General features: G+C 61.7%; 13 protein-coding genes and 1 pseudogene. 7 read left to right on the top strand and 7 right to left on the bottom strand.

Features of this window, described 5'->3' with window-relative positions; genetic code table 11:
• Nucleotides 1–74: 74 nt before the first annotated feature.
• From AC1DWF_RS03930 to AC1DWF_RS03960, 7 genes are all read left to right on the top strand, one after another.
• Nucleotides 75–2,324 carry a glycosyltransferase family 2 protein gene (locus AC1DWF_RS03930; protein ID WP_476788815.1) on the top strand — a complete coding sequence of 750 codons (2,250 nt, stop codon included), beginning with the start codon at nt 75–77 and terminating at the stop codon, nt 2,322–2,324.
• The gene (locus AC1DWF_RS03935) at nt 2,321–3,160 is read left to right on the top strand and encodes a class I SAM-dependent methyltransferase (RefSeq protein ID WP_476784033.1); all 840 of its coding nucleotides are present in this window, start codon (nt 2,321–2,323) and stop codon (nt 3,158–3,160) included. The genes AC1DWF_RS03930 and AC1DWF_RS03935 overlap by 4 nt, the downstream gene beginning before the upstream one ends.
• A gap of 2 nt (nt 3,161–3,162) precedes the next feature.
• On the top strand, nt 3,163–4,419 hold the full coding sequence (locus AC1DWF_RS03940) for a glycosyltransferase family 4 protein (protein WP_476788816.1): 1,257 nt from the start codon (nt 3,163–3,165) through the stop codon (nt 4,417–4,419).
• Nucleotides 4,420–4,430: 11 nt separating this feature from the next.
• The gene (locus AC1DWF_RS03945) at nt 4,431–5,165 is read left to right on the top strand and encodes a hypothetical protein (RefSeq protein WP_476784031.1); all 735 of its coding nucleotides are present in this window, start codon (nt 4,431–4,433) and stop codon (nt 5,163–5,165) included.
• A gap of 6 nt (nt 5,166–5,171) precedes the next feature.
• Complete coding sequence (locus AC1DWF_RS03950) at nt 5,172–7,382, top strand: hypothetical protein (RefSeq protein ID WP_476788817.1); 2,211 nt, start codon at nt 5,172–5,174, stop codon at nt 7,380–7,382.
• Nucleotides 7,379–8,698 (top strand): glycosyltransferase family 4 protein, encoded by a 1,320-nt coding sequence (locus AC1DWF_RS03955; protein ID WP_476784029.1) that lies wholly within the window; start codon nt 7,379–7,381, stop codon nt 8,696–8,698. The genes AC1DWF_RS03950 and AC1DWF_RS03955 overlap by 4 nt, the downstream gene beginning before the upstream one ends.
• 144 nt (nt 8,699–8,842) lie before the next feature.
• On the top strand, nt 8,843–9,730 hold the full coding sequence (locus AC1DWF_RS03960) for a UTP--glucose-1-phosphate uridylyltransferase (protein ID WP_476784028.1): 888 nt from the start codon (nt 8,843–8,845) through the stop codon (nt 9,728–9,730).
• A 29-nt stretch (nt 9,731–9,759) separates the two neighbouring features.
• Here the strand turns inward: AC1DWF_RS03960 and AC1DWF_RS03965 are convergent, their stop codons facing one another.
• The 7 genes and pseudogenes from AC1DWF_RS03965 to AC1DWF_RS03995 all read right to left on the bottom strand — a co-directional run bounded on the left by AC1DWF_RS03965 (nt 9,760) and on the right by AC1DWF_RS03995 (nt 19,017).
• A complete protein-coding gene (locus AC1DWF_RS03965; RefSeq protein ID WP_476788818.1) occupies nt 9,760–11,136 on the bottom strand; it encodes an aminotransferase class I/II-fold pyridoxal phosphate-dependent enzyme in 1,377 nt (458 codons plus the stop codon).
• A gap of 56 nt (nt 11,137–11,192) precedes the next feature.
• The gene (locus AC1DWF_RS03970; protein WP_476788819.1) at nt 11,193–11,723 is read right to left on the bottom strand and encodes an outer membrane protein; all 531 of its coding nucleotides are present in this window, start codon (nt 11,721–11,723) and stop codon (nt 11,193–11,195) included.
• Between the two features lie 1,197 nt (nt 11,724–12,920).
• Entirely contained in the window at nt 12,921–14,621 is a 1,701-nt protein-coding gene (locus tag AC1DWF_RS03975; protein WP_476841471.1) for a sensor domain-containing diguanylate cyclase, read from the bottom strand.
• A gap of 348 nt (nt 14,622–14,969) precedes the next feature.
• Nucleotides 14,970–15,218, bottom strand: a pseudogene (locus tag AC1DWF_RS03980) (helix-turn-helix domain-containing protein); the annotation flags it as partial.
• A 324-nt stretch (nt 15,219–15,542) separates the two neighbouring features.
• Complete coding sequence (locus tag AC1DWF_RS03985) at nt 15,543–16,262, bottom strand: helix-turn-helix domain-containing protein (protein WP_476788821.1); 720 nt, start codon at nt 16,260–16,262, stop codon at nt 15,543–15,545.
• A 326-nt stretch (nt 16,263–16,588) separates the two neighbouring features.
• The gene (locus tag AC1DWF_RS03990) at nt 16,589–17,626 is read right to left on the bottom strand and encodes a hypothetical protein (protein WP_476788822.1); all 1,038 of its coding nucleotides are present in this window, start codon (nt 17,624–17,626) and stop codon (nt 16,589–16,591) included.
• A gap of 122 nt (nt 17,627–17,748) precedes the next feature.
• Entirely contained in the window at nt 17,749–19,017 is a 1,269-nt protein-coding gene (locus AC1DWF_RS03995) for a purine-cytosine permease family protein (RefSeq protein ID WP_476788823.1), read from the bottom strand.
• Between the last annotated feature and the right edge of the window lie 201 nt (nt 19,018–19,218).

A 19,218-nucleotide genomic window follows, 5' to 3' on the forward strand; every position in this document is an offset into this window, starting at 1 on the left:
CCTGACACGGCGTGCCCTGAACTCCCCCTGCAGGGCACGCCGCCCCTTCTCCAACCTCTCTAAAGGACCAACGCGTGACGTCCGACCGTTCGAAGGTCGCGGGCGGCGGTACCAGCCTGGCACAGGCCTCCCAGCTTTGCTCGGAGGTGGCTGTCGTGGCCTGGGACATCCCCCCGCAACTACCAGCCCTGGGCAAATTCACCCTGGCCATGCAATCCCAGCCGGTCCCGCTCGTTAGCATGACGCTTCCGCGGTCAGATGGCGGGCAGTGCGTGCTTTGGGCTATGAAGCCAGGACACGAAGCGGAAGACGCGCAGATCGCCGCGGCTGACGGAAGCACGCTGCAGGCGTTCACGCTCCCGCCGGCCGCACGGCTGCCGCTTCTCGATGTGGAGACGCTTCTGGGCAACCTCTCGCCGGAAGGCCGCGTCAAGTTCCTGAACAATCTCCTGACCGTTTGGCGCAGTGCATTCCGGCTGTCCCGCGACGAGCTCTTTGGCAGTGTCGTCGAGGATGCCGTCTTCACCCTTGTGCCGGCGCCGCGGCTTGCCAATTCCGTCTGCCAGATCGCGCCCCGACGCTATCTCATTGAGACCGACATGAGCCCTGACCTGGGCGAGATCACCGGCATCTATGCCATCGGCGCTGGTTCCGTCGCGCGGCTGCCGTTGCAATTTGTCGTTGCCAACGGTTCGGAGCGGGGTTGGCAGTCCTGCCATTTCATTTTCGACACACCGCAGCCTGCCCGGCCGCTCCACATCATGTTCCTGGGCAAAAGGGGCATCGCTGTCCGGAACCTGCCGAACTGCCATCCGCGCCACCTCGATTTTCAGAAATGGTGGGCGGAGCAGCGCGGCGGCACGGGGCTGCGCGAGTTCGTCGTGCGTCAACTCTCAACAATGGCGGGCAGCGGCACGGCAACTGCAATCGACCTCCAGCAGCGGGCCCCGCTGCCGGCCCGGCAGGTGGCCAGGCCCCAGATGCATGCCGCTGTCGACCTGGCGCTTGCGTTGCCGGACGGCCTGCTCGCAGGCGGCTGGACCAACGATCAGACCTCCACCCTTGCCGGCATCGACTATATCAAGGAGGACGGCACGGCCCTGCCCCTCGACGGCAATTGGTACGAGTTCCCGGCCTGGAGCCGCGAACCGAAGACCAACGCAAAGACTGCCGTAACCGGCTTCATCGCCTGGCTTCCGCAGAAAGAGCCGCTTGGTCCACTACTCCAGCCACGCTTCCAGTTGCGGCTCGCCTCCGGTGCGGTGAAACCGCTCGTACCGAAGCCGCAGCCCTTCGAGCCAGGAGCGCAGCGCAACCGCATCCTGCGCGCCGTCCCCCCGCAGCATGCCGTGGACGATGCGTTCCGGACCATTCTTGCCCCGGCCCTCCAAAGCGTCGAACGTACCCTGGGCAAGACAATCAGCGTCGACCACACCAAGGACTATGGCCAGCCTCGAAAGGCACCACTCGCCTCGATCGTGGTACCTCTCTATCGGGTCCTCGATTTCCTGCGTTTTCAACTGTCCGGCATGGCCACCGATCCCTGGCTGGCGGAGAATGCCGAGATCATCTTCGTTCTGGATTCCCCCGAGTTCGAGGACGAGACGAAACACATGCTGGGCGGGCTGCACATCCTGCACGACCTTCCGATGAAGCTCGTGGTGATGAACCGCAATGGCGGCTATGCCCGGGCCTGCAACGCCGGTGCGCGCTTTGCGCGCGGCTCGGTTCTCGTCATGCTCAACTCCGATGTCGTGCCGCGTGAACCGGGCTGGCTCCAGTTGCTGGTGCGACCGCTTTTCGAACAACGCAAAGTCGGAGCCATCGGCCCGAAGCTGATCTTCGAGGACGGCTCGCTGCAGCATGCCGGGCTCTATTTCGGCCGCGACCAGCGCGGCATCTGGCTCAATCACCATTTCTACAAGGGGATGCCCGGACGCTATCCACCGGCGCAGGGTGCCCGCAACGTTCCCGGCGTCACGGGCGCATGCCTTGTGACGCTCAAGGAGACCTATGAGCGGGTCGACGGATACACCGAGGACTATGTCATCGGCGACTACGAAGACAGCGACCTCTGCCTCAAGATCCGACGGTTGGGTCTCGAGATCGCCTATGAACCGGCGGCCTGCCTCTATCATTTCGAGCGCCGGTCGATCAGCCGCAGCCAGGACTACATGCGCGGCGTCGCCAGCCAATACAATTCCTGGCTGCACACTGAGCGCTGGGAAGACGACATCGCCGCGCTGATGCCTGCCTATTCCGATGGCGCAAGCGCGAAGGGCGCCTCCATGGAAATCGAATCGACAAAAAGGAACGCTGCATGAGCGAAGCCGTTCTCCGCCATGACGCCCAGCCGGCGGCAACGGTCCGGGTACATCGCGTCAGCTGGCTGACGGAAGCGGTCCTGAATAACCGCTTTCTGCCGCAGCCGGATGCGAGCAGCGTGTTCGTCGGCGACGGCAATTTCCGCGCCGTCGGCGCGGAATTTCTTGGCCATTTCATCCGCCTGGGCGGCCTGCGGCCGGAGCATCGYGTGCTCGACATCGGCTGCGGCATCGGCCGCATGGCCGTTCCGCTGACGCAATATCTGGACGCCGAGAAGGGACGCTACAGCGGGCTCGATCCGGTCGAGGGCGGCATCGCCTGGTGCCGTCGTTTCATCACCCCTGTTTATCCCAACTTCGCGTTCCAGCGTCTCGACATCGCGCACAAACTCTACAACCCTCAGGGCAAGATCAGCGGCGAGGCACTGAAACTCCCCTACCTCGAACGGCAATTCGATTTCGTGATCATGACGTCAGTCGTCACGCACCTGCCGCCCGACGAGGTTCTCGTTTACCTGCGCGAGGTCGCCAGGATGCTCAAGCCGGGCGGGCGCTTGTTCATGACCGCCTTCGTCATCGACGGCATCGCTGCGGCGAACGAATCCGGCAGGCGCGATCCCAGGCTTGGCTTCGTGCGCGAGGGCGACGGACCCTGCTGGCACGTTCCCGACATGCCGCCGCTTGCGGCCGTCGGATTCGACGACGGCTTCCTGGACCAGGCGCTGGAAAAGGCCGGGCTTGTGGTCACCATGAAATCCCTTGGCCATTGGCGCGGCCAGGATGCCGGTCACTACCAGGATCTCTACGTTGCCGAATGCCGGGGAGCCCAGCGGTAAGCATGCGCATCCTTGTAGCGGCGCACAACCATCCGGCCCTCCACCCCGGCGGTACCGAGATCTTCGCGCACGACCTTTTCCGCGCCTACCAGCGCGCCGGCCACGAAGCGCTTTTCCTCGGCGCGACGAACCAGGTCCATCGCCAGATCCGGCCCGGCACGAGCTTCCAGGGGCTCGGCGATGCGGCAGACGAAGTGCTGTTGTGGTCAGGCCATTTCGACCGCTTCTACATGAGCCAGGTCGACCTCTACGGGGTCGTTCCGGACCTGGTGGAATTGCTGTCCGACTTCCGGCCGGACGTGGTGCATATCCATCACCTGCTGCTGATCGGCGCCGAGTTCCCCCACATCGTCCGTCGGACGCTGCCGGACTGCCGCATCGTCATGACCCTCCATGACTACTATCCGATCTGCCATCATGACGGCCTGATGGTCCGCACCAGCGGCAAGGAGCTCTGCTACGCTGCCAGCCCGGACCGCTGCCATGCATGTTTCAAGGACATCCCGCTTGACCGCTTTGCGTTGCGGGAGCGCCATCTGAAGGCCCTGCTGAGCACGGTCGACCATTTCGTGGCGCCGAGCCGCTTCCTGCGGCAGCGCTACGTCGACTGGGGACTCGCCGAGGACGCCATAAGCTTGATCCCCAACGGGCTGCCGCATCGGCCCACACCGGTGGCCACGCCTGACAGCGCCGGGCGTCCGACAGTGTTTGGGTATTTCGGCAATCTCAATCCCTGGAAGGGGACGACGGTTCTGCTCGAGGCCGCCCGGCTGCTCATCGCCGAAGGGCTCGAGTTCGAATTGCGCGTCCATGGCGGCACACCGTTTCAAAGCGAAGCCTTTGTCGCGGAGATTGACCGCCTTTTCAGCGACACGGCACCGACGGTGCAAAGGCGTGGGCCCTATCGGCGCGAGGACGTTGCCGAGCTCGTCGCCAGCGTCGATTGCACGGTCATGCCGTCGATCTGGTGGGAGAATGCACCGCTCGTAATCCAGGAAGCCCAGGCACAAGGGCGGCCCGTTATCGCCAGCAATATCGGCGGCATGGCCGAGCTGGTCGAGGACGGTGTCAACGGCCTGGGGGTTTCGCCCAACGATCCGCGCGCGCTTGCTTCGGCAATGCGCCGCATCGCTGAGGCACCTGAGCTGCTGCACAGGCTTTCCGGGAACGCACGCCAACCCGACGACATCGATACCACCGCCCGGCGCTACCTCGAATTGATCGAGGCGATCAAGCCGGCGCGTGTCCAAGCAGCATGAGGAACAACTGAATGCCCGTTGGTGCCGAAAAACCAAGCGCTGTGGCCGAGCAAAACAATACCAAGCCGGTGAATGGCCGCGTTGACGCCATCGACCAGGGCTGCGTCTTCGGCTGGGCCTTCGACCCCGCCGAGCCGAACAGGCGGCTTGCGATCCGGGCGACCCTGGACGGCAAGACGATTGCCGAGGCAGTTGCCGACCGCGATCGTCCCGATCTCAGGCGCAACGGTATTGGAGACGGCAAGCACGCCTTTGAAATCATGCTGCCGGAGCCGGCGGTCTCGCGAGCTTCCGATCTCGTCGTCATGGCGTTGAGCGGGACGGGCCACGAGCACGCGCTGCGCGTCCCCCGCCCCGACGAGCAGGCTGCTGGAGCTCTGATCGCCGCACCGCTCACCAAGGTCCTCGACAGGCTGGACGTCCTGATGGCGGCGCAACGACAGCTGCAGGTCTCGCAGCGTTCCTTTATGCGCACGCAGCAGGTCGACGACACCGGCGAGGCGGAGGCCGTCGGCCTCATCGACATCAGCACCGCCGTGTCCAGCCTCCGCACCGAGATCACGCAGCGACTGAGCGATCTCGACGTCCATCTGATGCGGCTCGACGGCGTGGTGGCTGGAATGAAAAAGACCCTGAGCGGACTGCAGAAGCGCTCCAACGGGGAGTTGAAGCCGCTGCTGCTGTTGCTTTTCGTCCTGGTCGGTTTTGCAGCCGGCGCCGCCATGGCGCTCCTTGCGCGGACCTGAAGCAACATGCTGGCCGTGGAAAATGGACTTCCCCCCTCCCTGCCCGCCGCGTCCCGGCGCATCAGCAGGATCCCCAGGGCTGGACGGGTTATTGGTTGCCCGATCGGCGCCTCCGCCCTGCTCGTGATCGGCACGGGCGGTCCGATGGCCAACGCGGCACTGGCCACACTCAATGACGATCCCACCGAGGTCTCGCCTGCCGCCATCATCAGCTGGCGATTGGCGATGCCATTGCCGAGCGCCACGCACGGCTTCGCGGCACTGCTGCATACGAACAGCGCCGATCGCGCATTCGCCACCGCGCAGTTCGAGCAGGACGGCGTGCCCAAGCGCTACGTCTTTGCGCCTCGAACGGTCTCGGTCTACGAAGCCGCCGCGCTGCTGGCCGAGCTTTGCGGCAGCCAACTGGCCGCCGCCATCGACTCCTTGGCGGATTTGCTTATCGCGGCGCCATCCGACCCTCACAGGCTGTCGGCTATCATCGCCCTGGTCAAGGCGGCGCATGGGAACAACGGCTTCATCGAATTGCTTGGCGAAGGCCAGGACGGGGAGATTTTCCTGCAAGGCTGGGCCTACGACGTCATGTCTGGCACGGGCCGTGTGGTGGTCGACGGCGACGAGCCCTTGGTCGCGGAGGGTGCAATTGCCACTTACGCGCGGCAGGACATTCCTCAGGGTGCCTCGGCTTTCGCCGGACTTCTCGATATGGGCGGGCCGATCGGTCCCGACGGAATCAAGGGCCTCGTCTGGCGCGGCCGCCACAGCTGGCGCCATATGGCCGTCCACGAGCGCAAGCTGATTGCTGGACCACTGGAAATAGCTGGCCACGCCCGATCGGTGCTGCCGCGGGCGCACAGCACTCCGCAAGCTCTGCTGCGCCTGCGCAGGGCTGCCAACAGCTTCGATGGCACCGAGACTGTGTCGAGCCTGCCCCTTCCTGTCCGCATGGGCGTGGACGACGTGTTTCAGGTCGATTGCGCGGGCTGTCTTGTTTCCGGCTGGCTGCTTGACCCCAACGGTCATGTCCAAAGCGTCAAGTTGCGCCGTCACACCGGCGAGACACGGCTCGATGAGGGCTGGAGCCGGATCGACCGGAGCGATGTGGCCGATACCTTCGCAGACCATCCAGCCTTCTCGCGCGCATTCGGTGACGGCGGCCACAGGCATGGCTTCGTCGCCCATGCGCGGTTGCCGGACGACGATGCGTCTTCGCCTCTCTACCTGGAACTCACATTGCGCGACACCCGCCGCGCCTTCATGCCGCTCTCGCCCTTGCGGACCGCCGCCCGCCTCGCTGCGGTGCGCCAGATACGCGCCATCGACCCATCCGACTGGGCACTGCCGGAGCTCATAGACCGCCAGATCGTTCCCCTTCTCTGCGCTTCGCAAAGGGTTACGCCGACAGTCAAGGACGTCGTCGACGCCGGCCCGTTCGAAGCGGCGGCCAGTCCGCCGATCGTCATTAGCGTTGGGGAAGAAGACGAGGACGGCATCGCTCCCCTTCTCGCCTTGTTGGCGATCGACCCCGAAACGAAGCGCGCGCCGATTGCCCTTGTCGTGCCCTCGGAACGCTTTCACCGACAGGCGCCTCGCATGGCGAAGCTCGCCGCGTTCTACGGGCTCTCGCTGAGGCTGGTCTCGGCCGGCGAGGCGAGTGATACCTATGATCTTCTCGAGGCAGGGGCGCGGGCATTGTCGTCGGACACAGTAGTCCTGCTTTCAGGATTGCTGGTGCCAAACAAGGCCGGCTGGTACCGCAAGCTTGTCGACACCCAGGCAGCGCTCAAAAACAGCATCATCTCCCCAACCCTCGCTTATGAGGACTATTCTGTCCGCTGGGCGGGAACCTGGCCCGCGCGTCGCTACGAAGGCTACCCCATCAGTGCGGTGACCGGGTTCAAGCTGACGCCTATTACCGCCGCATCGCTCGAATGCTGCGTGATGCCGCGCGCCGCCCTCCTCAAGGCCGGCGGCTTCGCAGGAGGGTATCTCGGCTCTCGCGACAAGGGCCTGGACCTAGGCCTTCGCCTCGGCCGCGCCGGCGTTGCCTCCTACTGGCTACCATCCGTGCAGATGCTTGGTTCCGAGGAGACGTCGACCAAAGGCACATTAGCGATGGGCGCTCTCGTGGAGAGCATCGATCGCAAGATCTTCGATATCAGGGGCATGGCTGCGCCTGCCGGCAACGCAAACCCATCGGAAGGCCCGCGCGCATGACCGAGCAGCTTCGCGTTCTCGTCGTCTCGCACGGGCATCCAACACTTGCGCTCGGTGGCGCTGAAATAGCGTCCCACAACCTGCACCAGGGTCTGAATTCGTTGCCCGATGTGGAATCGGTCTACCTGGCCCGCGTCGGCCAGCCCTTTCCGCGGCATGGTGCTTCGGCACTCATGAGCCTTGGTCTAACCGAGGACGAGCTTCTGTTCCATGCCGACGACTACAATCACTTCTTCCTTTCGAACGGCGATACCGAGGCCCTCCAGCGCGACCTCGTGCGCTTCGTGCGCGACGCACGGCCCCATGTCGTCCACTTCCATCATGTGCTGGGCCTGGGGATGGAGGCGCTCTATGCAGTGCGCGAGGCCCTGCCGCAGTCGGTCGTCCTGGTGACATTCCATGAATACCTGCCGATCTGCCACAACCATGGCCAGATGGTTAAACGGCCGACCGGCCAGCTTTGCAGGCAGGCATCGCCCATCGCCTGCCACGGATGCTTTCCCGAAATACCCGTGTCCCATTTCCTCAAGCGCGAGCGGTTCGTGCGCGGAATGCTCGAACTGGCCGACGCTTTCGTTTCCCCGAGCGTGTTTCTGGCCGGGCGTTACGCCGAATGGGGGATCGAGGCGGACAAGCTCACGGTCATCGAAAACGGGATCGCAAAGGGGGAAGCCGTGCCCGCACGCGGGCTTCCGCTCCACAATCCCCGCCGGAACCGCTTCGCCTATTTCGGCCAATTGACGCCGTTCAAGGGTGTCGACGTGCTGATCGAAGCGGTCTCGCGAGTGCCCGAGGACATCTGGGGCGACGATGCCTGCCTGATGATCTTCGGCGGCAATCTCGAGCGCCAGCCGCCCGACTTCCAGGAGCGCCTGAAGAAGCTCATCGACGACGCGGGCCGCCGCGTGCGCTTCTACGGCGCCTATCAGAACGCCGACATGCCGCGCTTGATCGGCTCGGTGGATTGGGTGGTGATGCCTTCCACCTGGTGGGAAAACTCGCCGCTGGTGATCCAGGAAGCGCTGCACCACCGCAGACCCCTCATCTGCTCCGATATTGGCGGCATGGCCGAAAAGGTACGGAACGGAAAAGACGGGCTGCATTTCCGCGCAGGCAGCGCGCAGGATCTCGCCGATCGCATGGCCGAGGTGTTGAGCGAGCCCCAGGCCTGGGATCGGCTACGGGCCTCGATGCGGCAACCCACGAGCCACATTGATTGCGCACGTGAACATGTCGACCTCTACCGTCGGCTGCTGCGTCGGGATCATGGCGACGCTTCTGACAGTCGGGCCAGCCTGCTTTCGCAGGCGGGTTAGGCAGCAGATGGCACGCGGATTCGCAATGTACCGCGAAATGCCCTGTTTCCCGACCGAAGGCGGCACTGCTTGCCAGACGATGGGCAGAGGCAAACCCCAGAATATTTCCGCTCACAAAGTCACATGACCCGGAGGGCTACCACCATGCACCAGAAGATCCGCAAAGCCATCATTCCCGCCGCCGGTTTCGGGACGCGCATGCTTCCAGCAACCAAGAGCATCCCCAAGGAACTGCTGACGATCGTCGACCGCCCCCTGCTCGACTACATCGTCGCCGAGGCATTCGCCTCGGGGATTGAACATGTGATCATCGTCACCGGGCGCATGAAGGGCGCTATCGAGGACCACTTCGATCACGCCTTCGAACTCGATGTCAGCCTGCGCAATGCCGGGAAGCTGCACTTGGCCGACCGGATCGTGCAGGACACGCCGGGTGCCGGGACGATTTCCTTTGTGCGACAGCAGCAGGCACGGGGTCTCGGCCACGCCGTATGGACGGCTCGCCACATCATCGGCAACGAGCCCTTCGCGGTGCTTTTGCCCGATATGCTCATGGTCGCCGACAGGCCATGTCTGAAGTCCATGGTCGATCTCTATGAAAGCCACGGCGATAACGTCGTCGCTGTCGAGCGATGCGCCCCCGAGGACGCCCACAAGTTCGGCATCGTCTCGCTCAAGCCAACCGCCGACGGCCCTGTTGTAACCGGGCTTGTGGAGAAACCGGCCCCCGGCACGGCCCCCAGCAACCTCTTCATTTCCGGACGTTACATCCTGCAACCCGAGATCTTTTCCATCATCGAGCGGCAGGCGCCGGGAGCTGGCGGCGAAGTCCAACTCACCGACGCCATGCTGACGCTCCTGGAAACCCGCAACATCCGGCCCTTCGAGTTCTGCGGCCACACCTTCGATTGCGGTGTCCCGGCCGGCTTCGTGACCGCCAACCTGCACATGGCGGCCCAACGCGCCGATCTTGCCGCTCACATCGGGGCCGCAATGGATGCCCTCTACCCGGCACGGCGCGCGGTGGCATGAGCGCGGCCGGCGGCCAAGGCCGCTGGTCGTCAGGCTTCGGTCAGTGTGCCGTCCAACGCGGTCGGCGCCTGGTCAGCCTTTGATACGGCCAACTGCTGGGCGCCGGATTCGCCCTGTATTTGATCCAGTTCCGCCGCCGCGCTGTCCATCGCGCGATTGAAGGCTGTGACCATGGCCTCGATGTCCTCGGCCGAATGTGCCGCCATGACCTGGAAGCGGAACCGCGACTGTCCCAATGGGACTGCCGGAAACTCCACCAGATTGGCAATTCCCCCGTATAGCGCGAGGTATTTCGAGGCCAGCCGCCCCAAGGCTTCGCCGCCGACGCGAACCGGCACGATCGGAGAAGGCTCCCCCAGCACCTCGCGGCCGGAGCGCGCCATGGCTTCGCGCAGATGAACCACGTTGTCGTGGAGCTTGCGCCGTAGTTCCTTGCCTTGATCCGACCGAATGATCGCAAGCGCTTCCATTACAGTGGCCGCCTGGACCGGCGACAGGGCATTCGAGAAGGTGTGGGGCGCGCTGTAGTATCTCAGATATTCGGCCGAGGCCCGTGTCCTGACCGCCACAAAGCCACCGTTGGAGGCGAAGGTCTTGGAGAAGCTGCCGATGATGATATCTATGTCGCCGAGCATCTCTTGCTCGCCGATGCGGCCAAGGCCATCCTCGCCCATGCAGCCGAAATCGTGAGCGCAGTCGACCAGCAGGCTGGCCCCATGGGCGTCGCAGATATTTCGAAGCGCCCGCAGATCAGGGCTGTCCGAATGCATCGAAAAAAGGCTCTCGGTCACGACCAGAATGCCGTTTTGCGTGTCCGCCGCGCGAATGTTCGCCAGCTTGCGGATCAATGCATCCTGGTCGAGATGGCGGAAGTAATGCACCTTGCCAGTGGCGGCGGATGCTCCCGCCTGGAGGCAGGAATGTGCCAGCACGTCCATCACGACATGATCGTCAGAACGGACGAAGCCCTGGATAGCGCCGTATCCGGCAGCCCAGCCGGTCGGATAGAGCACGACCTCGCGCCCGCCGACGAATTCCGAAAGGGCTGCCGATAATTGAAGTGAGTAAGAGGTGTTGCCGAGCAAGGCGGCCGATCCGGCGCTGTGAACGCCGTAAGTGTCGATCGCCTCCCTTGCCGCAGCCTTTGTCCTGGGATGGGAGGACAGGCTGAGATAGTCCTGCGAGGCGAAGTTGACGCCTGAGCTGGCCTCACCGGCATCGGTCCTGATGTCCGATCGCGGCCGGGGCGCGGATGAGGTCGACCGGGCATATGGCCACAGGCCATGCTGACGCCGGAGATCCTGCCAACTGAAGAAGCTGTCAGCACGCGCCATGAGACCGCTGTTCTTCAGCGCGCGATAATCCTTCAGGCTCCCGGACAGTGCAGCCTTGGGTACTGGTTTCATCGGTGATGTGTCTCTCGTTCGGTGCGAAKGTCTCGGGCGAGGTGTCTAGCCTGTCCCTAGAACCTGTAACTCACCCGTGCCTTCACGAGATCGAGCTGGCCATCGATCAGCGTTCCGTCGAACCGATCGAACTGCATGTGGTCCCAGCTCGCGCCAGTGACGACGTTGTCGCTCAGGAGATAGTCTGCACCCATGCCTGCTACCCAGCCCCAATCCTGCAGGCCAATATTGGTAGTGATGTAGGTGGCTCCGGCGTGCCCGGTAAGTAGCAGGCGATCGAAGGCGAAGCCGGCGCGAGCCTTTACCGACGTGGCGTCTTCGACATCAATTGGGAAGCCTTCGAAATTGATGTCGAGCCGCGTGTATTCGGCTTCGCCTCCCAGAACGAAGGCACCAAACTGATGAAGATAACCGACGTGGGCTCCAAAGACGACGCCATCTCCGGACGAACGGAGCGGCGGCACAAACTGGCGGTCGGCATCGCGAAGCCAGCCATAGCCGGCCGAAACGCCGACATAGGGTGCGCTCCAGTCAACCGCCGGCGGCCCGACGAGGTCTGCCGCGTCTCCCGCATTGGTTGAAAGCATTAAAGTGAAAATGCCGAATATCTGCGCTCTCATAGTGACCCTAATCGAATCTCATACAAATGAGAGCGCAGTAGATGGCTTTTTGCATCGCACTCAAGCCGAATTGGAAAGGATAATTAATTTTTCTTTAAGTATTTTCTTGCGGCAATAGCCAGCAATACAAAAAATTATTGGATTGATATTATCAAGATACCGAATACTACTTTGACAAACGCGAAAATTATCAAAAGATAAATCAAATAGATATAACAGTATATATCATTTCCAAATATGCTGGCAACGGAAGATGGTCAGAATTTTTGCCTTCACTGAGACTTGTTCACGAGTTTGCGTCCGCCATCAAAAGCTCCGGAAATTCGCCCAAGGGCACAACAAAAAGCGCAGACAAAGCAGCTGGACTTGCCGCGTCTTCGGTAGCAATACACCTTCGGCGGGAGACACTTGCGCGCAGGCAGGCGTTTCTGTGCGATCTACTGCACGGCCGCCGGTCTGCATTCATCAGCGGGCCTACTGAGGCCCAACGCTTACGCAAACTCCAACCAGCCACAGCAACGGCAAGTGTTCGTGATGTTTCTCGTGGCCCAGCAATTGCTCCGCCTTTACGCGGGCCGGGTTCCCGATCGGCATGCTGCGGCCCCGATCAATCCGGATGACCCGTGCGCCGCCAATGGCTTCTTCCGCCTCCGCCGTCCCGGCACCAGGCAATGGAAAGAGACACTACAGGTCAATGGCGGTCTCAAGATCTCGAGCACAATCGTAAATCAGACGCCTCTCGGGCCAGCGCGCTGCCTCGATCTGGTCTGCGCGCCAGAAGACATTCGCATAGCGAATATCCAAATAAGGTAACATCTCGGAATCGCTGCCGCACGCACATGCCCGCAGCCGACCGGCGATCCAGCATGATTTTCTCGACATTGGGATCGGGTATATTGGTATGCCGCCGACCCTCCTCTACGGCCTTTGTACCCCCCGAGGGTATGACGGTGCGTCAAACAGGGCGTCCGAACCACCGTCGGCGGCGGCCGCACGCAATAAGCGCGTACCGAAATGCTCGGCCGGATCGTGTTGAGAGAACCGACTCTGGGGGATGGCCGCAGCGGGCCGGAAGCGGTCGGCCCGGTATTTGTTGGAGATTGGCAGCAAGCTGCCATACCCTTGTCCAATAGTGCTTCAGCCGGCAGCGCAGCAGCGGATCGTTCAGGCTATAGCCGCAGTATCAAAGACTGGATATGCATCATTCTTCGAGCCTTGAGCCAATACAGATTTGGTTCGATTACGGCCAGAAGATTTGGCGTCGTAAAGTAGCTTGTCAGCTTGTTCGTAGAGCTCTGCGAACTGCGCATCARCATTTGGCGACGCATCCGTGATGCCCATGCTCGCAGTTACGGGTCGTCCAAGGCCTGGAACGGCATTGGCGACGATGGTGGGGATCGCTTGGCGCCGACGTTCCGCCTGAGCCTGGGCATCTTCTCCGCACACAAGCAGTACGAACTCCTCTCCGCCGAGGCGGAACGCACGTACCTTCGGGTCCGCCTTTAGTGCCTCGGCCACGGCTTTCAGCACAGCGTCGCCGACCACATGGCCGTGAACATCATTGATTGCCTTGAAGTGGTCCAGGTCGAGCACGGCAAGTGTGCGATAGCCCTCAGAGCGTAACTTCTTGAAATTCTGCTCGATTGCCCGCCGGTTGAGCAATCCCGTCAGCGAGTCGCGTTCGGACAGGCGCTCAAGCATGTCAGCTTCGAAGCGAGCGTTGTCTCGCTGGCGCTTGAGCGTCATGAAGCGATCTGCCACGCCGAGTGTGGTGAACAAGACTTCGCATACGCAACCCACATAGAATAGGAGCATGGCATCATTGCTCTGCAACCAGGGAACCACACCCGTGACCAAGCGCACCAATCCGGCCAGAATTATAGGGATATAGCCGATCGCCTGGAACTTGGCGGCCCGACTTCCGTGCCGCAGTGCATCGGCAACTGATAATATGAAAATGACGACCACCGGAGCAAAAGCCGCGGTGTACACCGTCGACTGGATCGAGCGCCCCACGAACGGGAATACCGCGTGAGAAACGCTCAAAAACATCGCCCATACGGCGCACCCGAGCAGCGCCCGCCGCAGGAGCGGATGCATGCGGCCGGGCTCTATGAAGCTGTGCGTAAACATCGCTCCAGAAGCGACCGTGAGGCCGAAGATCACTGTCGTCATCCAGCTCAACGTCATTGCTGGCGGATCGAAGAGAACGACTGCAAGGCCCGAAGAGACCAAGATCGTCAGCAGCAAAGAGATCGTGAGCATGGAATGCCAAAGCACGAATGGCTCGCGCAGGATCCGGTAGAAGGCCGCATTGAAGATGAGCGGCATGGAGAGCATTCCGGCAAGGGTTGCCAGGAGAATTAGAGACTGCACAAGGTCTGGGCCGAGAGCGATGTCAGACGGTGACAAATAGGCTCTCTCTAGCGTCATCTGATGGCTCGGCAAATCGAATGCAACTACGACCTGCAGCGTGTCGCGGGTCACACCTGGCAGAGCGGCCTTGAAATACCCGCCATGCAGAGCGCTAAGAAGCTCACCCGCCGAGAAAGAGGTCTGACGGATTGCGCCGTCTCGGTCGATCGCCAGCAGATGCACAGCCGCGAGCGCACTACGTCTTGAAAAGAGATATTGAGGGAGGGCATCTTTCGGACYGATTTCAAAGCGCAGCAGCGTCCGCTCGCCTTCGAGCGAATAGATCCGATCTCCGCAGGTCCAGCGCCCGGGCGAGTGGACGGCAGTGACCAACTCTTCCGACAAACTTGTGGACGTCCAGCAGGAACTGCGAATGTCCATCGATTCAGCCGCGCCAAGGGCTGCCGCGTCTAAAGGCGCAAGCATAATGAAGCACAGCACAGTCGTCACGAGCGCTTTTCGGAGGTAATTCCAGAACATCGGTTGGTGTTACACGCCCATCATTGAGATGGGGTTACCGACAGGATGACGCGGAACCGTTGCGCAGTGCCGAGAGCTATCGCATGGGCACCCAGGCGGCCCCGGCCGAAATCTGCCGGTCCGCTGTCGAAGCACATTTGGGCTGAAGCGGGCATTCGGCAAACGACCTAGAGTAGGCATAGTGGTTGCGAGATGCCCGGCTCGCGCCAGCGCAACAACAGCCCGTCCAGATCGTCAGCACGGCAGCAACACCTGCTACGACAACGCCCTTTTGAGCGTCTACCGTTACGAAAGTACCGTGCCAGCTTCCGCCATTGCTCAATTGCGGGCCTCGAGCTTGTTGTACAGTTTCTTGAGATGGTACTTTACGGTGTTTTCGGAAATCCCCCTGCGCGCCGCAATCTGTGAATTGGTCCAGCCATCCGCCAATACTGCCAATAATTCGCGCTCCCATGCCGTCAACTGGGATAGCGGCGTTTCGTTGATTTTCGAGACGTCGAAATACGGAATGCAGATACGGTCGCGTGCCACGGCACGCAGCGTGTAAAGAAGCAGGCTGGGATCATCAGACTATAGGATGACTCCTTCGGGTGCCATCCCTGCAGGCGATGTCCAGGAGCCGTTCAGTCAACGCAGTATTTGTTCGCATCTACGCAATGGCATTGGTGAAATCCCCGACATGCGCGCCAATTGCCTTCAAGCTTATGCTCTTAAATCGGGCACGCGCTGTTCCCCGTCAGCCCCCTATCCACCACCGCCGTTGCCAGACGAACCACCAAGCAGGCTCGGGGACATGAAACGGTGGGCCGCAGAAAGGAGTTCGAGCAAGTAAAGCCATCGCGCATTTCGGTCGAAATGGGGGCCTAAGATGGCTGTCGCAGCAACTGACGATCATCGTTCCGCATTTGTCAGCGACCCGGTCGTCGAACCAGCGTCATGCACGGTGCCGTTCAGCGGAGAGGACCGAAACGAAAGAAAGCAGACAGGTAGCCTAACCACGCCACAAGGGCCGTGGATCACATCTGCATTGAAAAATAGGCTGTCACCCGGAACCATGTGGTAGAGTCTTATTCCGTGGCGATAGTCGATTTCTCCCTCCAGCAAATAGACAAGTTTCATTCCCGGATGCCGCAAAAGTGGGCCACCCCCCGTAGCCTTGGTTAGGGTGACGAGTTGCTGCTCCAACACAACCTCTGCAGCGGCGAACCCAAGATAGGTAAAGAGGTTCTGGTGACTGGGTGCATCCTGGCCCACGCGTTCTTTCATCCCAGCTCTTACAAACAGGGGATCACGCTGAACGGCGTCAAAAGTCCGGAAAAGAGCTGTAAGTGGGACTCCCAGCGCTTGCGACAACGCCTGCAACGTAGACAGCAACGCCGATGTGATGCCATTTTCGATCTTGGACATCATGCCGAGCGAAAGACCTGCCGCCCGCGCAAGCTCGACCAAAGTGATTCCGAGTTGCCGGCGGTGCGATCTCACCTCCCGCCCGATCGTCACCTCGAGAAGATTTCCGGCCGAGTGCTGGTCAGCTGCCGCATGTGGCCACGGGGCCTGCGGCAGGCCGCGATTGTGCGGAGAAACGTAAGTCCTGCTCCCTGCTCTTGTCACCTACACCTCCGATTTCAGTGGATGCCGGGAAAGGTGCTGCCCGCCGCAGCTACACGACCTCTTACCGTTGCGCGTGCTCGGATATGACGCTCCATACCTCGGCGGAGTTCGATCACCGGGCAGTGTGTCAGAACCCCGACATCGGACATGTTGAGGGTGCGGCCCTGCGCAACCGGCGCGCGGAGGCGGACATTCTTTGCCAGGGCAATGGGGAGGTGCCCCATCTCGATGCTGTTTGGCGGCGGTGGTCAGCTTTCCCCACACGCAAAAGCCGCCCTCGCTGTCGAGGATTTCGCCGGCGGCCAGGTCGCGCTTCACTAGCGCGACTACGACCGCATGGAGGCGCGACGCCGCGCCGGTCGACTCGTTGCGCAGGGCCATGTGCGCCACCGTGATGCCAAGCTCCAGGCCGATGAAATGAAAGGGCTTGTATGTGCAGGCAAAGTGCCCACTGGCTTCAGTGCTGATGCCGGTGAAGACACCTTATCTGAGATGGCCCGGGATCTCACTGCCATCATCAAACACCGAGGAGACGACCTCCACCCGGCCGGCCCCCGCGGGCGAGACATTGTTGCCGCGCGGCCYCTGCCGTTCTGCCAGTTCTCCCGGCTGCAGGCAGGAAACTCCAGACCATCGACCGGCGCGTCGAGGCCGGTTGCATTAGCTACGGCCGCCATTTCCAGGGCCGACTTGGTGCCGTCCAGGAACGAGTTGAACTTCTTCGGGTTGAGGTGCCCAATCCGGGCCTGCTCCGGCGTCAGGCTATGGTGCTCCCAAACCGTCGCCGGCGTCAAATTGTGATAATGGGGACGGTGCTTGGTGCCCTTGCCGGCCGCTACCACTTGAAAGCCCGAAGCACGGGCCCAATCGACTATTTCACAGATCAGTGCCGGCTGGTCGCCATAGGCCAGCGAATAGATGACACCTGCCCGCTCGGCCTCGTTGGCCAGGGCCGGGCCAACCAGCGCGTAGGCCTCGACATTGACCATCAGCACGTGCTTGCCGAAGCGAAAACACTCCAGGGCGTGCAGCGCGCCAGCGACCGGATCGCCAGTCGCTTCGATGACGATATCGACGAATGGGCTCCGGATCAGGAAGAGGGCATCTTCGGTCACGCCTATGCGCTGCTCGCGAACGGCGGCCTCGATGCCGCGCCCGCAGATCATGTCTCTGGGATGGCCGGTCACGGTGATGGCCGCCTCGACATTGGCCCGAGAGAGATCGGCGATCGCGACGAGCTGAAATTCCGGGTTCCGCAGGCATTGCGAGTCGAACATCGAACCGAACTTGCCGGCGCCGATCAGCCCGATGCAGATACTACGTCCTTGCGCCTCGAGTGCCCGAAGCTTGGCATGCAGATTCATCGCGCGTCTCCAGATCGTGGTGGTGCCATGGGTGCGTTCTGCTGAAGATCGAAGAATCGACGCTGGCACTTGTTCCCGTATGCCGGCCGGAGCCGGCATACGGTCGCAGCGCACAGTCAGCGCTAATAGGCAGCCTTGGCTACCATCGTCCGCGACGACAGCGCCCAGAACAAGAGGAAGCTGCTGGTGACGGTCGCGGGCGCCGAGAGCAGTTCCAGGGTCGGGATGGCGAGCAGTATGATGCCGATGGCAACAGCGCCGAACCAGGCGACCATTCCAGGCGCGTAGTAGGCAGGGAAATCGTCGTCCGAACGGGCGCTTTCCTCGCCGGTGCCGTCATGTTGCCCGCACAATATGTAGGCCAGCGCGACGCCGACCCAGGCGACGACGAAGATACCCTGATATGCCAGTGCCACGAGCAGGTACTGGAAGATGTTGGCCAGCATCACGAAGTAGACGATGACGCCGACGATGATCGCCCATACATATTTCGGCATCTCCAACTTGAACACCAGCCGGAAGAACGCCTGCATGTTGACGGTCGACAGGTAGAAGTTGGTGGTGTTGATGCGGGTCTGGCTGATCCAGACGAACAGCAGGCCGAAAGCGCCCATCATCACGATCAGCGCCTTGACGACGGAGACTTCCGAGGTTGCGCCCTCGAGCGGGATCGTCTGCACCAGGAAGATGCCGACCAGGCCGTTGACGAAATAGGTCAGCGTGTAGAACGGCAGGCCGAAATTGAAGACGGCGTGGTAGGTCTCGTCCTCCTTCTTGCCGAAGCGGGCGAAGTCGAAGGTGCACATCATCATCCACCAGACGCCCATGAAGGCGATAAAGACGTTGATCCAGCCATAGGGCGGGGCGCCGCCTTCCGGCGTCATGGTCAGCCAGGCGTTGGAATAGCCGTAGTGGGAGATGGCGTAGACCACCGTACCTATCAGGCCGAGAAGATAGAGCGGCAGCAGATAGCCGTTGAACTTGTCGAGCCAGTGCTGGACGCTGCCGAGGATCAACGGCACACTGTAGATGCAGACGATCAGGGCGGCGACGGCGAAGGTCAGGCCTTCAAAGTAGTATGTTGCCGCGGTGGCGATCACCGAGCCTTCGAACACGGCGTAATAGATACTGCTGACCGCATAGATGAAAGTGGCGATCGCCGATCCGTATCGACCGAACAGCAACCGGGAAAACAGCGACACCGACAAGCCAGTCCTGATCGCGTATCTGGTAATGACGGCGTTGATGGCGGAGTAGGAGATAACGGTCAGCACCAGGCCGATGATCGTATTCGCGGTGCCATAGATCTCGGCGAGCGTCGCCGAGATGATAAGAAAGAACATTGCGCTGCAGATCGCCCAGAAGGCCATCGTCAGATTGAGCTTTGGCATGCGCCCACTGGGTGGGACTGGTCTTTGCGAATAGTCTAATTCCCCTGCGACATCGAGACTTCCAGACATGGTTCATCTCCAGATTTTTTGATTATGATTTTGCAAACCCCGTTGGCGAAGAAGGCAGCAAGCCCCTGACAAGCTTGCTGCCTTCCTTGATCAGGCGACCTTCAGGGTCGCATTGGCGGCCTGGCCCGATGC

Source organism: Aminobacter sp. P4_D5 (assembly GCF_056401815.1).

Bases quoted from the DNA above. Each gene is read 5' to 3' on its own strand.
- AC1DWF_RS03965 (WP_476788818.1), bottom strand. From the start codon at position 11,136: ATGAAACCAGTACCCAAGGCTGCACTGTCCGGGAGCCTGAAGGATTAT.
- AC1DWF_RS03995 (WP_476788823.1), bottom strand. From the start codon at position 19,017: ATGCCAAAGCTCAATCTGACGATGGCCTTCTGGGCGATCTGCAGCGCA.
- AC1DWF_RS03970 (WP_476788819.1), bottom strand. From the start codon at position 11,723: ATGCTTTCAACCAATGCGGGAGACGCGGCAGACCTCGTCGGGCCGCCG.
- AC1DWF_RS03945 (WP_476784031.1), top strand. From the start codon at position 4,431: ATGCCCGTTGGTGCCGAAAAACCAAGCGCTGTGGCCGAGCAAAACAAT.
- AC1DWF_RS03940 (WP_476788816.1), top strand. From the start codon at position 3,163: ATGCGCATCCTTGTAGCGGCGCACAACCATCCGGCCCTCCACCCCGGC.
- AC1DWF_RS03950 (WP_476788817.1), top strand. From the start codon at position 5,172: ATGCTGGCCGTGGAAAATGGACTTCCCCCCTCCCTGCCCGCCGCGTCC.
- AC1DWF_RS03955 (WP_476784029.1), top strand. From the start codon at position 7,379: ATGACCGAGCAGCTTCGCGTTCTCGTCGTCTCGCACGGGCATCCAACA.
- AC1DWF_RS03960 (WP_476784028.1), top strand. From the start codon at position 8,843: ATGCACCAGAAGATCCGCAAAGCCATCATTCCCGCCGCCGGTTTCGGG.